This is a genomic window from Hymenobacter tibetensis, from assembly GCF_022827545.1.
GTDB classification, from domain to species: Bacteria; Bacteroidota; Bacteroidia; order Cytophagales; family Hymenobacteraceae; genus Hymenobacter; species Hymenobacter tibetensis.
On record NZ_CP094669.1, the window covers coordinates 4,159,159 to 4,173,733 of the forward strand.

The 14,575-nt window shown below is 56.2% G+C and carries 11 protein-coding genes; 4 read left to right on the plus strand and 7 right to left on the minus strand.

What is annotated here, in order from left to right:
• The first annotated feature begins 110 nt into the window (after window positions 1-110).
• Window positions 111-1,247, plus strand: a complete 1,137-nt coding sequence (locus MTX78_RS16660; RefSeq protein WP_243796621.1) for an esterase/lipase family protein — start codon at window positions 111-113, stop codon at window positions 1,245-1,247.
• A 201-nt stretch (window positions 1,248-1,448) separates the two neighbouring features.
• Here MTX78_RS16660 and MTX78_RS16665 read toward each other — a convergent pair whose 3' ends face one another.
• Both MTX78_RS16665 and MTX78_RS16670 read right to left on the minus strand, forming a co-directional pair.
• On the minus strand, window positions 1,449-3,011 hold the full coding sequence (locus MTX78_RS16665) for an alpha/beta hydrolase family protein (RefSeq protein ID WP_243796622.1): 1,563 nt from the start codon (window positions 3,009-3,011) through the stop codon (window positions 1,449-1,451).
• 198 nt (window positions 3,012-3,209) lie between these two features.
• Window positions 3,210-4,244 carry a fasciclin domain-containing protein gene (locus MTX78_RS16670; protein ID WP_243796624.1) on the minus strand — a complete coding sequence of 345 codons (1,035 nt, stop codon included), beginning with the start codon at window positions 4,242-4,244 and terminating at the stop codon, window positions 3,210-3,212.
• A 250-nt stretch (window positions 4,245-4,494) separates the two neighbouring features.
• Between MTX78_RS16670 and MTX78_RS16675 the strand changes: the two genes are divergently transcribed.
• Window positions 4,495-5,385: a hypothetical protein gene (locus tag MTX78_RS16675; protein WP_243796626.1), complete on the plus strand. Its 891-nt coding sequence runs from the start codon at window positions 4,495-4,497 to the stop codon at window positions 5,383-5,385.
• Window positions 5,386-5,529: 144 nt separating this feature from the next.
• On the opposite strand, the gene MTX78_RS16680 is transcribed toward MTX78_RS16675, so the two are convergent.
• The 3 genes from MTX78_RS16680 to MTX78_RS16690 all read right to left on the minus strand — a co-directional run bounded on the left by MTX78_RS16680 (window position 5,530) and on the right by MTX78_RS16690 (window position 10,224).
• A complete protein-coding gene (locus tag MTX78_RS16680; protein WP_243796631.1) occupies window positions 5,530-6,072 on the minus strand; it encodes a hypothetical protein in 543 nt (180 codons plus the stop codon).
• 32 nt (window positions 6,073-6,104) lie between these two features.
• Window positions 6,105-7,655 carry an ArnT family glycosyltransferase gene (locus MTX78_RS16685; RefSeq protein ID WP_243796633.1) on the minus strand — a complete coding sequence of 517 codons (1,551 nt, stop codon included), beginning with the start codon at window positions 7,653-7,655 and terminating at the stop codon, window positions 6,105-6,107.
• A 133-nt stretch (window positions 7,656-7,788) separates the two neighbouring features.
• On the minus strand, window positions 7,789-10,224 hold the full coding sequence (locus tag MTX78_RS16690) for a glycoside hydrolase family 31 protein (protein WP_243796634.1): 2,436 nt from the start codon (window positions 10,222-10,224) through the stop codon (window positions 7,789-7,791).
• A 202-nt stretch (window positions 10,225-10,426) separates the two neighbouring features.
• Between MTX78_RS16690 and MTX78_RS16695 the strand changes: the two genes are divergently transcribed.
• Together MTX78_RS16695 and MTX78_RS16700 are read left to right on the plus strand one after the other, a co-directional pair.
• A complete protein-coding gene (locus tag MTX78_RS16695; RefSeq protein WP_243796636.1) occupies window positions 10,427-11,464 on the plus strand; it encodes a glycosyltransferase in 1,038 nt (345 codons plus the stop codon).
• A 155-nt stretch (window positions 11,465-11,619) separates the two neighbouring features.
• Window positions 11,620-12,093 carry a YdeI/OmpD-associated family protein gene (locus MTX78_RS16700; protein WP_243796638.1) on the plus strand — a complete coding sequence of 158 codons (474 nt, stop codon included), beginning with the start codon at window positions 11,620-11,622 and terminating at the stop codon, window positions 12,091-12,093.
• Between the two features lie 23 nt (window positions 12,094-12,116).
• Here the strand turns inward: MTX78_RS16700 and MTX78_RS16705 are convergent, their stop codons facing one another.
• Both MTX78_RS16705 and MTX78_RS16710 read right to left on the minus strand, forming a co-directional pair.
• Window positions 12,117-12,347, minus strand: coding sequence for a hypothetical protein (locus MTX78_RS16705; RefSeq protein ID WP_243796640.1), 231 nt, complete (start codon window positions 12,345-12,347; stop codon window positions 12,117-12,119).
• A gap of 85 nt (window positions 12,348-12,432) precedes the next feature.
• Window positions 12,433-14,481, minus strand: coding sequence for an alpha-amylase family glycosyl hydrolase (locus MTX78_RS16710; protein WP_243796641.1), 2,049 nt, complete (start codon window positions 14,479-14,481; stop codon window positions 12,433-12,435).
• Window positions 14,482-14,575 lie beyond the last annotated feature (94 nt).

Consider the following 14,575-nt stretch of genomic DNA (forward strand, 5'->3'; position numbering starts at 1 on the left):
CAACTAACTAGCATTCTGGTTTGTAGTACCTCTGCTCTGGAACTACCCCGTTTATTTTTCATATACTTGGTAGAGCAGGCCCTGTTTACCGCCGCCCAACCTCCACCACCGTGACCGACGATCTGCTGCCTCACGATTCGCAACCTGCCTCCCAACCCGACAAACAGCCTTCGCGCTGGCAACGGACTGTAGCGGCTGTTGGCCGGGTTGCCGTGGCGCCCTTCAATACGGCTGGCTACCTCTACCGGGTCGGACAACGCAACCAGCACTTCACCCTGCCTGTTCTCAACGGAGCCTTCGGCGACCAACTCGCCGAGCGCAACGACCGGCGAGCCATCCAAATGAGTTTCCGCCGACACGCCGCCGATGTGCCCGTGGCTTCCCTACGCTTGCAGCCTACTGCGGAAGGGCGCCCACGCAAAACGGTGGTATTCCTGCACGGATTGATGGGCGACGAGGTTATCTGGCAGGCAGGCACGCCAGAGGGCTTGCGCTATGGCCCACGCCTCCAGCAAGACACCGACGCTCATTGCCTTTATATCCGCTACAACACCGGCCTGCACATTTCCGAAAACGGCCAGTTGCTTGACGCTCTCCTGACCACCTTGTTGAGTGCTTTCCCTGCGGCCATCGGTGAACTGATACTGGTCGGGCATAGCATGGGCGGCCTTGTTGCCCGAAGCGCAGGCTACTATGCTGCCCGCCGTCAGGGTGCCAGCAGCTCCATTGCGGACACGGACTCTACAGCAGAAACCAGCAATTGGCTAGCTCACCTGCGCGACGTATTTCTGATTGGGGTGCCCAATGATGGTTCTTTTCTAGAACAGAACAGCCATTTTACATCGGTGGTGCTGCGCAAAATCAACCTGCGGCCCACGCGCTTCATCAGTGGCCTCATCGACAAGCGCAGCAACGGCATCAAGGATTTGCGGCATGCCATCCTGGTTGATGAAGATTGGCAAGACCCACACGCCAACGATTTGTTTCCGCCCCGCACGTTGGTGCCGCCCCTACCCCGCGTCCGCTACCACGTGCTGGTGGGTTCTCTGCTGAAGTCCGCCAACTCGGCCCTCCACGACTACTTTGGCGACGGCCTTGTGGGCGCCGGCAGTGCGCTAGGGCGCGTCTTCGGAGACCCGGCGCTTCCCCCCGAACAGCAAATCAGCACCCGCGTATTCCCGAAGCTCCACCACGGCACGCTGCTTAGCAACCCAGAGGTATACCAGTATTTACGGGACCGAGTGTAGCCCGTTCTGTATCAGCGAAGACCAGCAACCTATACGCAGCGACCTGGCTACGTAGTGGCTCCTCCACTTTGCTGGATACGAGGCCTCTATAAACAACCCCAGGCCCCAGGGCTGGATCATACAGATCCGGCCCTGGGGCCTGGGGTTGTTATTGCTCTACTTTGCTGGCTGTTGGTTGGCCAAGCTGTGCTTTCCGCTGGCTTACTTTTTAACTTGGTCTTTAATCCAGCTTTGAATTTCTTCGAGGGCTGCGGGTGCCACTACAGGCCGAGGCTCGCCGTTGATCAGGGGCCACTCAGTGGTGGGGGCTTGAAAAAGGTGGTTGATGCCGTCCAGCTTCTGCACTGCCACTTGCTTGTTTGCCTTCAGGCCTTTGGTCAGCAAATCCAAATTAGCTTGCGCCTCGGCCATGTCGTCGCCGGTACCGTGCAATAGGAGCACGGGGTTGCGTACGTTGGCAAGGGAGGCCAGTGGGTCGAAGCTGAGGTAATTTCGGTACCACGGCGAAGTCAGGCGGGCCGCTGCCACCTGCACCAATCCCAACCGCATGTTGGGGTTGTCCTGCTGAATCATGTTGGCTACAATAGCCTGCGCTTGGTTGTTGTCGGTGGTCTGTCGCACGATTTCGAGCATGGCGCGGCGGCGCTTACGCAACGCATCGATGCGCTTGCGGTCTTCTGCTTTCTGGCGCATCCGCTGCTGCTCGAGGTAGGTTTCCACCTGGGCGACATTGGAACCGGACGCACGCAGTTTGTCGGCCTGAAGGCGGGCGGCTTCACGGGCTTGCTCTTGGCGGCGGGCCAAACTCAATAGTGCCGTGTCGGCAGTACCAGAGCGAAGCAACAGAGAAGGCCGCTGCTCGGCCAGCACTTCGCGGCCCGGCATGCCCGCTGCTGCCAGCGTTACCACAAAAGCGGGCGGCAATGGTTGGGCAGCCGCCAGCAGTGCAATATTTCCTCCCTCACCATGCCCTACCACACCAATGTGCGCAATGTCGAGCAGCGGCCGGGTTCGCAAAAAAGCCAATGCAGCCTGTGCGTCACGCACTCGTTCAACAGTCGTTACGGTTGTCGAATCCCCTCCCGATTCTCCGATACCCCGGTCGTCGAGGCGCAGCACCGCAATACCGCGGCGAGTAAGAAAGTCGGCCAAACCACCTGCTAAGGCATAATTGCCATACACTGCATCACGGGTTTGGGTGTCCATATCGGAGAGCAGTACTACTGCCGGAAACGGTCCTTCACCGGCTGGTATCGTGAGTGTTCCTCCCAAGCGCAAATGGTCGTTGGCATTCGGTACGCTCACTTCCTCGACGCGGTAAGGGGGCGGAAACTTAAAGGTTTTGGGCGCCGCCGTCGTGGCTGGCGGCACAAACAATAGAGTCAGGGGCGTTGCATAGCCTGTTTGCTGCCATACGCCCAATAGCTGCTGCCCATCAGGCGAGCGGCGGCCCACGAAGCGGCAGCCAGCCTGCTCGGCTTCGAAGGTAAGCGTATCGCCGCGTGGGGTTACCGTCATCGGCTCCCGGTTAACGCGCTGCATAGGCACATCCAGCACAGCAAACCGGTTGCCATCAGCTAGCTCTGTTACCGTAATCATCATTGGCAGGCTTCCACCCGGCACAGTCAAGGCACCTCTCCACTGCCCTTCTAGCGAGTAGCGCTTAGCAGCGGGTGCCTGAGCCTGCACCTCAGTACGAATAGCTAAGCTGATCAGTATCAGCACTACCCAGCTTCGTAGGAAACTGGAAACCAACTTTTTCATGATGAAAGAAAAGATACGAGAGCTTGTGTAAGGACGGGTCGGTTGCAATCCAGCCCATCTGCTCGGCGAGTAGATGGGCTGAATCATATATATGCTGCAAGTACGTTATTGCGTGGCTGGCCCGGCCGTGTAATTCGTTGGAAGTGGGTAAAAAGGCGACAGAATAACTACCCTAGCTGATCAATGTCTGTACACGAATTAGGGACGCAGCACCCGGTCAATAACGTGCACAATCCCGTTGGTAGCCTGCACGTCTGGAATCACCATGTTGGCAGGGGTAGCATTGTTGGCCCCTTTCACGGTGAGTACTCCGTTACTGAAAACTCCTAGTTGCAATGGCGCGCCCCCGAACGAGCTAACTGTAGTGTTGTCGGGCAATTCGGGCGTGAATTTGGCACCCGTGGCTAGGACGTGCGTAGCCAGAACAGCCGTTACTACATCTTTGGGCAGTTTGCGAATATCGGCGGGAACATTCAGGGGTACTCCCAGGTCAGCGCCCAGATTTTTAAAGGCCTGATCTGTGGGAGCGAATACCGTGAGCCCCTGTGTATCCGAAAGCAAAGACACTAGACCACAATACTTCACTGCTTCTACCAAGAACGTTAGCTCTGGGCTGGTAAACACCGACGATGATTCTAGTGCCTGAGCCGATTGCACCACGTTGCCACCTGTAGCCAGCAACACCTTGTCGATGACGTGAATAGTGCCGTTGTCAGCAAGCACATCAGTAGTCAGGATGCGGGAGCCGTTTACGTACGAGTCGCCGCCTCTACGAATGATGCGGCGCGTAATAGGAATAGCCGGCGTGGCTGGCGTAGTAGCCGTGGCAGGTACCGCTGGAATAACAAGCGCTGAGGCTGAGGTCGAGCCCATCTGTAAGGAACCGCCAGCAATAGTGCCGTTGGCCACATGGTAGAGCAGCGTGTTCGTTAGAAAATTCTTCTGCAAATTCAGCAAATCAGCAGCCGAATTAAGGCCCAAACGAGCGAAGGCAGCATTGTTTGGTGCAAAAACAGTAAAATTACCCTGCGCAGTTGGGTCGTTAGGATTTTTATTAGATAACACTCCCGCAACACCCCCTCGAATAGCCGCATCTTCCAGCACTTGAAAGTCTGGATTTGAAACCGCAATGCTAGCAATTGTAGGGTCAACTTCTTCTTCTTTGTCGCATCCAGCGAGCGTTAAAGCACTGAGCAAAAAAATGCCGCACCAATTGGGTAGTATTTTTTTCATACTTAATGTGTTGTTAAACTGAAAATTAACTAAAATCTTATCAACCTATTGCAAGGATTTCGAACACCAAAACTGCGTTACAAACGAAAATAAGCCACCTTCGGATTGGAGCACAAGCAAATCCAACCCACAACTACATTTCGTAGCTCAACTAAGTTAAACATTGAAATCACAAACAAGTCTACGAAGGTATTATATTTGAATAATCTTCAGAGTTGTTCGTGTAAACTTGTTTTTAAATCTTCTTTTTATGCAAAACATCTACCGGTCTCTACTTCTATTTTCACTCTCCAGCTTGAGCGGACTATCAGTGGCTAATGCACAGAGCTTAGTTAGTGGTTTCATGGCGGGCAAAGGCCACGGCTCGGTGGTAGTTTCAGGTACGGTAGAGCGGTATTCCAGCGTGTACCTTGCTCCAGCCAAAATCGATAAGGTCCCGATTTTCGAAGAGGTGCGCGTTAGCTCTGTCAACCTCTACGGTAGCTATGGTATCAGCGACAAGTTGGAGGCAGTAGTGAGCCTTCCTTATATCGAGTCGAAGGGCAATGCTGACGAGCAGGTGATAAAAGCGCAGAATTACACCAACCGCCGCGCTGGATTGCAGGACCTGACGGTGTTACTGAAAGGCAAGGTTCTAAGCCGGGAGCTAGGCACCAACGTGCTCGATATACTGGCTGTACTTAGTGCCAGCACGCCCGTGAGCGACTATAAGTCGGAAACAGGCTTAGGCTATATTATTGCCATCGGCAACCATGCCAAGAAAGCAACTGTGTCGGGGGTAGCTCACCTCAAGACCGTATCAGGCGTATTTTTCACGGGCCAGGCTGGCTACAGTGTGCGCGACAACAGCGCGCCAAATGCCTTCGTGGCTGAAACCAAAGTGGGGTATGCGGGACCAAAGCTATACGTGGATGCGTTGGCTTCTTTTCAGCATTCCGACAAGGATGGCACTGACATTTTGCAGCCAGGTTTCACCGGTTTCTTTCCTGCTACCCGCGTTAATTTTGTGCGCCTGGGAGCCAGTGCCTTCCGCCCGCTGGCTAAGGGCTTTGGCTTGACAGTTGGTGTGAACACGTACGTAGCGGGTCGCAACGTAGGAAAGTCGACGGGTGTATCGGGCGGCGTAGCTTACAACTTCTAAGCCTACTGTGCTTGTGGGTTGATTGCTAGTTCAAGAATGCTCATTCCACTTAATGCCACCTAACCAAGAAGTCCTGGCCTAGCAGCCGGGACTTCTTGGTTAGGTGGCAACGCCCGGCTATAAGGCAAGTATCAGCTTCAATATCTAGCGTATCTCGAATATCCTCCAGTCATCTATATACACCGGCTCGGTGGCGGCGTTGTGGCGCGCGTAGATCATCAGGTGGCTGGCCTGACTGATAGTGCTAGGCAAGTCGAAGTCAACAGCTACTTCCTTCCACTGCTCATACGGCCCGTTATCGGCTAGATAGAGGGTCTTTTGGGCCACGATGCTGTTTGCATCGTTGGGCGCCGATACGGCTATGGTCACGGTGGCATCGTCCTCGTACTGTTTCACCCAGGCCCAAGTGCTGAAGTGCAATTTGCGGGGCCGGGTCCGGAACAGGCTGCCCAACGGCACGCTGTAGGTACCCGAAGATTTGTGCGACCAGTCAAGCAACAGAGCAGCGGTGCCAGAATGCGCCTGATTGGATGTGAGCGAGTGGACTATGGAATCGGGCAGGGCACGAGTTGGCGCCTCGAAATCGGTTTGCATCACCAAGTACTCGCCCACATCGGAGCGGCCTTCTCGGGGAGAGCAGCCACCAGCTACAACGAGAGTTGCTGCTAGCAGCAAGTAGCTTTTCATAAGCCAGATAGAAGAATGGGTCCTACTACGCATCACCAAGGCCGATTCATATTGCGCAGCCGCATCACTACGAACGGCGTCTTCATTACCGGCGCAAATACCTCGTTCCAGGCCGCGTGCTGCGTCGCGAGACTATCGTGATACACTGCGTGGTGCATCACCACATACTCGATGTTGTGGCGTGCCATTAGGTTGGCCATAAGATCGGGCGACATACCGGCTACCTCGCTCCATACCAGCCCCCGCCGATCGGCGCATACCAAGCTGGTGTTGGGGGCAGGGTCCCCGAGTACATAGATGTTCGTGGTGGGTGCAATACCGTGCTCGGTTAGCTGTTGGCTGCTGCCTTGCAGCCAGGCATAGTCCTGTTCGGCCATGCGCTTGTGTAGCCGCTGGTAGCCGTCGCGCACCATCAGAATGGAGAGAGCGGCTAACCCAATGCTGGTAGCCCACTTGTACCAGCCGCGGTAGCTGCCCAGGTTCAGCAAAGCCAGCAACAGCAGTAGAACTGCCAAGGGAGCAAACGAGCAGATAGTGTAATAGTCATGAACAATAAGCTGCGACCCCATTTGCCAGAAGAAAGCATAGGCAATGGGCACGGCGGCTCCCACCAGCAGTACCAGCGGTAAGCGGCGGCGCAGGTTAGGCAACAGGAAAACCAGAAACAGCGCCACGCAAGCCCATATTACGCGCTGCTGAGTGCGCGTAGCGGATTCGGTTCCGACGTACCCTTTCAGTGCCCGCCACGTGTGGTGAAACATGTCGCTGTCGGTAATAGGCCGAAGCTCGCTCAGGAATAAGGTCGCTTGGTGGTAGGTGTTGAGTTGCTGGTTGTGGTAAAAGAACCCTGCAATTGCGCTTACACTGCTTGCCGCTAGGGCCACAAACCACATCTTCTGGCGCCGCGTCAATAGTTCCGGCTGGAAGTAGCACCACCCGATGACGATGGCCATAGCGCTAATCAGAAATAACGCCGTAGTGGTTTTAATCAAACTGGCCAACGTCAGCACCACAATGCCTACTGCTAGGTGGCGAAAGTGACGCTCGTCGAAGAAACGCAGCCAGTAATAGTAGCCGACGAAGCTCAGAGACAAGCTAAACGGGTCGGGCAGGTAGTTGCCGGCGTAGAAAACAAACGAGGCGGACGACAGTAAAAAGCACGCAGGTACTAGCGCCGCCACAAAATGGTTGGTACGCTCGAATATTAGCCGAAATAAATAAAAGAACCCAAGTAGCGTGACGCTTACATCCAACACCCGAAACACGGTATTGATAGAAGAGCGACCAAACAGCAACCCGCCTACAGCCGCCATATACGCCTGCAAGGGAAATTCAACCCCAGTTACGCCGCCAATAGACCCAATATCGGAGGTACGGGGCTTCCAGAAGTTGAAGCCATAGTCGTAAAAGTTGATAGCCAGTGCCAGCCGGTCGCCCTGCGCCCAGGAATGGTAGCCGGATGGCATCCGGGAGAGATAAGGCCAATAGAACAGGGCACCGAGCGCCACTACCAATACCGCCGCGGCAATATGATAGGGCTTATTGGCAAGGCCTTTCGTAGAAAACCAAGATGCGAGTTGCAAGCAGAAGTTTTATATGATGATGACTATACCCCTATCGTTTGGCACGCAAAACAATAAGCCCTCCTGAAGCCTCAAGTGGTTTCACCCAAGGACCAGTCCGTTTGCAGGTAGCGCGTGGTGCTACGCTATAGGCTTAGCCAACTACCAGTTCGCCGAAGTTGGCTGCCACTACCACGTTCGGAAGGGTCAAACCAGTTTCCAGCGTTGCCTCCTCCAGCTCTGCCAGTTCCCCATCAATGCTGAAGGTGGTAGCACCGAAAGGCAGGCCGTGCAGCACCACACGGTACTGCTTGAAGCTCGGCTGATAATCGCCTTCAATAGCTTGCTGCAGCAAAAGCCCTTTGTCGCTACCAACTACCGTGAAGCGGCGCGTCGTGCTGTGGCCTTCCACGTAGCCGTAGCCTTCGCCCCCGTCGTCGTAGAGGACGCTGGCTTGCTCGCCGGCTTTGTAGTAGACGTGCAACGTCACCTCTTCAATAGTCAGCTGGCCTACATACTGCTGCACCGGATAAAACGGAATAACTGCGCCCGCCCGAACAAACAAGGGAATCCGGTCGAGGCCGGCCGTGGCCCACACTTCAGCCCCGCCGGTTTTGGGCTCGTCGGTGTAGTAGTAGAACCAGTCGCCGCGAGGCAGATACATCCAGCGGCCATCTACGCCGGCCTGCGTGATGGGGCACACCAGCAGATGGTCGCCGAGGCTGAACTCGGCCATGCGCAGGTAGGTTTCTGTGTCGTTCTGGTCGAGGAAAGGCAGGGGGCGCAGCATCGGAGTACCCTGCTGCACATACTGCCAGAACGTGGTGTACATGTACGGCAGCAGCCGGTAGCGCAGTTCGATGAAGCCTTTCGCCAACTCGGCAGCTTCCTCCCCAAACGACCAGGGCTCCTGGTCGCCGTGGTCGCCGGAACTGTGGGTGCGGAAAAACGGATGGAAGGCGCCTAGTGCCACCCAACGCACATACAGCTCTGCGTCGGGAGTATCGATGAAGCCCCCAATGTCGGAGCCGATAAAGCTGAACCCGGAAATACTCAGCCGCTGGCACTGAATGTTGGCTAGCCAGAGGTGTTCCCACGACGCAATGTTGTCGCCGGTCCAGGCGGAAGAATAGCGCTGCCCACCAGCGTAGGTGCTGCGCGTAATGCTGAAAGGCCGATTGGGGTAGCTGAATTGCTTGACGCCGGCCGCCGTGGCCCGCGCCATTTGCATGCCGTACACGTTATGTGCCTTCTTATGCGACGCCGGATGACCTTCGTAGTGGAAACGTACATCGTCGGGGAAGGTGCCTTTTTCGAACACGGCCGGCTCGTTCATGTCGTTCCAAACGCCCTTCACGCCATCTTCCTGAATCAAGCCTTTGAAGAGGCCCGCCCACCACTCGCGCACTTCGGGGCGGGTGTAGTCGGGGAAGTTGCAGAGGCCGGGCCATACTGACCCTTTCATCAGCGGACCGTCGCCGCGGCGGCAGAAGTAGTCGTTGGCTAGGGCTTCGGTATAGACGCTGTAGTTGGGGTCAATCTTGATGCCGGGGTCGATGATGACGATGGTTTTGAAGCCATCGGCGGCCAACTCCTGCACCATGCGCTTAGGCTCCGGGAAATGCTGCGGGCTCCACGTGAAGCACCGGTACCCGTCCATGTAGTCGATATCGAGGTAGAGGGCGTCGCAGGGAATCTGCCGGTCGCGGAAGCCCTGCGCAATGGCTTTCACGTTGCTCTCAGGGTAGTAGCTCCACTTGCATTGGTGGTAGCCCAGCGCCCAGAGCGGCGGCATTTCGGGCGGGCACGTCAGGCGGGTGTACTCCTGCGTGACTTCCATCAACGAGGGCCCGTAGATGAAGTAGTAGTTCATCTCGCCGCCCTGCGCCCAGAAGCTGGTCACATCGGCACGCTCGGCAGCAAAGTCGAAGTTCGAGCGGAACGAGTTGTCGAAGAAGATACCGTGCGCCAAGCGCTGCTGCAGCTCGATGTAGAACGGAATATTCTTGTAGAGCGGATCGGTGCCTTTCACGTAGCCGTAGGTATCGGTGCCCCAGTTGGTGAAGCGCCGGCCGCGCAGGTTCATGTTGTCGGGTTTGTCGCCGAGGCCGTAGTAGCAGACGCCACTTTGCACCTGCTTGCTCATCTTCACGATGTCGTTGCCGGAATCGTAGTCGTACTCCCAATGAAAGCCTTTGTCGTCCTGCATGAGTATCACGCCCGAGCGGTTGAGCACCCGGGTGCGCAGGCCTTCTTTGGACACGGTGCAGATCAGGCGGTCGGTGGTAATGCGGTAGTGGTCGGTTTTTTCGCGAAACTCCAAAAAAACAGGGGTTTGGCGAGTGGGCACGCCCTCGGGAAATGCATAGCTGAAATCAGGCGCAAAACCCGCTTCCGTGGCAAACCGAAACCGCAATACTTTATCGGTAATCACCTCAACCCGCAGCTGCACATCATTGTCGCAGCGAAAAAGAAAATCGGTGCCTTCTTGCTGACTGGCAACCACCTGGCCTGGAAAAAACTCCTGTTTCGCTTTGGCGGCCAGGTCGTTTACCATGTAGTTTTGGCCCTGGAAATTATCTTCGTTCATAGGAGGTACGCGGGTGCGGAGGGTAGAAACCGAGAAGCTAAGTGAATGCCGGACGCGCCGGAAACTGCCTCTGTTAAGCCTGTAAAGGTAAAAATGAATCCCACGAATTTTGCCTAACATTGACCATCATTCCCTATAATTGCCCTGGCGGCCCTATCAGTGCAATTTTTTTGGGAATTACCGCTCTCCTTTGCCGCCGCTCATGAAAACTACCCCACTGAAAGTACTATTATTGGGCTGGGATGCACCCGATGTACCCACCGACGTAGTACCCCCAACCTCTACCCTACTTCAAGCCCTAGCCCCCCGTGCCGACCTAACACTTCTGTTGCCGCGCCTCTCGGAACCCATGCGGCTTTCCAGCCTAGTTCAAACCACCGGACTAGGCAACCTCACCGCTGAGGAGCTGGTACTGGTAGAGTCATTATACGAGTCAGACCGGTCACAAACAATACAGTGGCCCGCCGCGCCCTACTTGGGCGCCACCCTCAGCCAGGAAGATTCGGCTGGCGTGCCGGCAGCCCCATACATCGGCCGCTCAAGCGAGCAGGCGGACATGCCGTACGAGGCACCATCTGCTGACTTCGGCACCGTTGAGGAGGCCGCGGCTAGTGAAATCGGAGTAGGCGAAGCCGCCGACCTAGCGTTTGATGATGCCCCAGCACAGCCTGATGCCAGCGCATTTGCCGGTGAGGAAGCAGCGGAGTCCACGGACACACCAAGTTTTTCGTCCAAAAACATAGCGGAGCTAGAGGCAGTGCCTTCCACTTGGCGGACAGAGCTACCAGTGCACCATTCCATTCTGGATGTAGCCATGGCGGCTTTGCAGCAGCTACCAACGGACGATGCTAGCCTCAATTTTCGGGTGATTCAGTACGCCCGGTTGGCTACTCGGCTGGCTTCCAGCCAGGATTTCTCTGTGATTTATGCTTCCGACTGGCAGTCGTGGCTGGCCGGCATGGAAATTCGGCAGCTCACGGGGAAGCCGCTTGTGCTGCACGTGTACAGCCTAGCCCAAGAGCGCAATACCCCCGCCGATCGGGGTTGGGTGACGGAGCTGGAGCGCATTGCGCTACGCCGCGCCGATCTGGTGCTGACAGCTACCGCCGACCTTGCGTTGCGCGTGATAGAGATGCACGATGTGGCTCCGCAGCGCGTACGGCGCCTGAGTCGCGCCGCCAATCAGGAGCCCGACCTGCTGGCCGAAACCATTCTGTCGGCACTGCGGGAAGTATCGTAACGACAGGAAACCAGAAAGCTACTTTTACCTAATTGCCGCTTCTTTCTTCATGGAGGAGCGGCAATTGGCTTGTATAGGTATTTTCGTTTCAAACTATAGGTAGGTGCTACCTTTGCAGCGCGCAACACATAGCGCATTACCCTTTGCGTTTTTCTATGGCTGATTCTCAGGAACAGGTTTTCGATGCCGAATTAGAGTTGCACCCCAGCGACGGGGGTGTGTTTCTTTTCGTTCCTTTCAATGTGCCGGAAGTGTTCGGCCAGCGGGCTCCAGTGCACGTCCGCGGTACCCTCGACGGCTTTCCGTTTCGGCTGTCTTTAGTGCTCGACGAGGACGGACTCTATATTCTGCCCGTAAATAAGCAACTGCGCAATACCATCGGCAAGACATGGGGCCTCTCGGTGCACGTGACCATGGCGCTGGACACCGACGAGCCTGGCTTCACCATACCCGAAGACCTAGTTCGTGCCCTCGAGCGGACCGGCCTACGTGCCAAGTTCGACCAGCTTGCCTACCCGCACCGTCGCGAGTACGTGCAGTGGGTGGAGCGAGCCAAAAAGCCCGAAGCCCGTATCCGCCGTATCAACGAAGTGCTGGAAGGGGCTGAAGCAAGCAGGAAATTGAAGTAGGGGAAGATTCGAAGCCCACTGCTTTAAATAAATTGTTTCCTAAGCGGCCCTTCTCTTTCCACTTTGTTAATGGCCTCCAACCAGTATTCCCAGAAGGCGCTGTCTGCTGGGGTGTCTGCTTTAATATATTCGCCTCCGCTCAGTATATCTGTTAAATCATTTGAGCCAGTCAACTCCCAGTAATATTTGAGCATATATAGCATGGCTTCGTAGCCTTGCTTCTCGGTTATTGTTTTTTTGCTGTCGATTTTCATAGCCTTTTTGAAGTTTAGCTTTGTGCACTGGCCACGGTTTAGCAGACTCATTTGGGCTAAACAGTGGCCAATGCCCATCTCGCTTTTACCCTATGCGCGTCAGTACCAGGGCTGTACGATTGGTGACGTAAAGGCTCAGTTTCTCCAAGCCCTCTTCATCAAACGTCTCGTAGGTAAGGGACGTGTCCACGCGGTTGTGGCCGCCAAATTCGGGTGCATCGGTGCTGAGCAGGATACGGTAGCGGCCAGACTTCGGCACGAAGAAGTGGTAGTCGGGAATGCTGTTCGAGACGTGGAAGTTGAAGACAAACACCAACGGGCCCCGCTCGAAAATCAGCACTTGGTTGACGGTGTCGATGTTGAGCTGGTGGGCCGCAGGAAAGGACAGCAAGTGGTTTTTGCGCGCTAGGGTGAGTTGCGCGTGGTCGAAGGCGAGTAGCTGCTTGAACTTCAAGTCGGGGTTGTCGGCGAGGCTCCATTGCCGGCGGGCGAAGTGGTAGCTCCAGTCGTTGCCTTCGCGCGGAAAGTCCACCCATTCCGGATGGCCAAACTCGTTGCCGATAAAGTTGAGATACGCTTCGCCGCCCAAGCTCAAGGTAAGCAGCCGAATGAGCTTATGCAGCGCAATTCCCCGGTCGGTTATTGCATCGGGGTCGTCTTTGTGCATGTGCTCATAAATGGCCTTATCAAGCAGCCAATGTGAGAGGGTTTTGTCGCCCACCAGCGCTTGGTCGTGGCTTTCGGCGTAGGCCACGGTTTTTTCCCCGGCGCGGCGGTTGGTGAGCGTGTACCACAGATCGTGCAGGTTCCAGTTTTCGTCGCGGGTGTGCTTAAGCAGCTTGATCCAGTAGTCGGGGATGCCCATGCCGAGGCGATAATCGAACCCCACCCCTCCTTCTACAATAGGCCGGCACAGGCCGGGGAGGCCGCTCATGTCTTCGGCAATCAGCAGGGCGCCTTTCTTGGTTTCGTGTACCAGCGTGGTGGCCAGCTGCAGATACAGAATGGCATCCTCGTCGGCTTCCGGGCCGAAATACTGCTGGTAGCCGGTGAAGGCTACACCCTCGCCGTGGTGTTGGTAGAGCATGCTTGTTACCCCATCGAAGCGGAAACCGTCGAAGTGGTATTCTTCCAGCCAATAGCGCAGGTTGCTGAGCAGAAAGCGTTGTACCTCGGGCTTGCCATAGTCGAAGAGTTTGGAATCCCAGCCGGGGTGGTTGCCGCGCGGACCGGGGTGGAAATACTGCCCGCCGGAACCGTCGAAATCGGCTAAGCCTTCGGCCTCGTTCTTCACAGCATGCGAGTGCACAATATCCAGCAGCACCGCTATGCCGCGCTGATGGGCTTCGTTGATTAGATACTTTAGGTCTTCGGGCGTGCCGAAGCGCGAACTGGCCGCAAAAAAATTGGCGACATGGTAGCCAAACGAGCCGTAATACGGGTGCTCCATCACGGCCATCAGCTGCACGCAGTTATACCCGCCATCCTGAATGCGGGGCAGAATGTTGTCGGCAAATTCGCGGTAGGTACCCACCCGCTGGTCTTCAGTGGCCATGCCTACGTGCGCCTCGTATATCAGCGGCTCCTTGACGTGGTTGTGGATGCGAAATTTCTGGTCGGTCCAGATGAACTGCTTGTCGGGGCGCCACAGCTGGCCGGCAAAGTCATGCGTGTGCTCGTCTTGCACCGCGCGGTGCAGAGTGGCGGGCAACCGGTCTTTGCCACCTTTAGCTGTCTGGACGTGCACCTTGAATCGGCTGCCGTGCGTAAGGCGGTCCTGGTAGTCTCGGTCGGGCAGAAACACTTCCCATACCCCGTCTTCCGTGCGTGTAAGCGGCGTAGCCTGCCGGTCCCAGCCGTTGAAGTCACCGATCAGCGACAAAGCCTGGGCAGCGGGGGCCCACTCCCGGAACCAGAAACCCCGGCGGCGCGAGTCGTAATTCAGCCCTAGTTGCTGGTGAGAAGAAGCGAACTTGCTCAGGGAGCCCCACTGGTCCTTTATTTCGTTGAGGCGCTGGTTGAGGCGCGCGAGGCGCCGACGCAACACGGGCTCGTAGGGCGTGAGCCAGGGATCTTGCTGCACCAACGGAAGATGAGGTGTTTTCAGAGCTGGAATGAGCATGTCGGAAGCCATGGGAGCGGAGTTGTGGGTGAGCGGGTAAGTTAGGAACTGATACGAAAGAACGTGCTAGCTGAACGCAACAGTGCGCAGAATGGCAGTTACCGGA

Bases quoted from the DNA above. Each gene is read 5' to 3' on its own strand.
- MTX78_RS16695 (WP_243796636.1), top strand. From the start codon at position 10,427: ATGAAAACTACCCCACTGAAAGTACTATTATTGGGCTGGGATGCACCC.
- MTX78_RS16670 (WP_243796624.1), bottom strand. From the start codon at position 4,244: ATGAAAAAAATACTACCCAATTGGTGCGGCATTTTTTTGCTCAGTGCT.
- MTX78_RS16700 (WP_243796638.1), top strand. From the start codon at position 11,620: ATGGCTGATTCTCAGGAACAGGTTTTCGATGCCGAATTAGAGTTGCAC.
- MTX78_RS16710 (WP_243796641.1), bottom strand. From the start codon at position 14,481: ATGGCTTCCGACATGCTCATTCCAGCTCTGAAAACACCTCATCTTCCG.
- MTX78_RS16690 (WP_243796634.1), bottom strand. From the start codon at position 10,224: ATGAACGAAGATAATTTCCAGGGCCAAAACTACATGGTAAACGACCTG.
- MTX78_RS16680 (WP_243796631.1), bottom strand. From the start codon at position 6,072: ATGAAAAGCTACTTGCTGCTAGCAGCAACTCTCGTTGTAGCTGGTGGC.
- MTX78_RS16705 (WP_243796640.1), bottom strand. From the start codon at position 12,347: ATGAAAATCGACAGCAAAAAAACAATAACCGAGAAGCAAGGCTACGAA.
- MTX78_RS16665 (WP_243796622.1), bottom strand. From the start codon at position 3,011: ATGAAAAAGTTGGTTTCCAGTTTCCTACGAAGCTGGGTAGTGCTGATA.
- MTX78_RS16675 (WP_243796626.1), top strand. From the start codon at position 4,495: ATGCAAAACATCTACCGGTCTCTACTTCTATTTTCACTCTCCAGCTTG.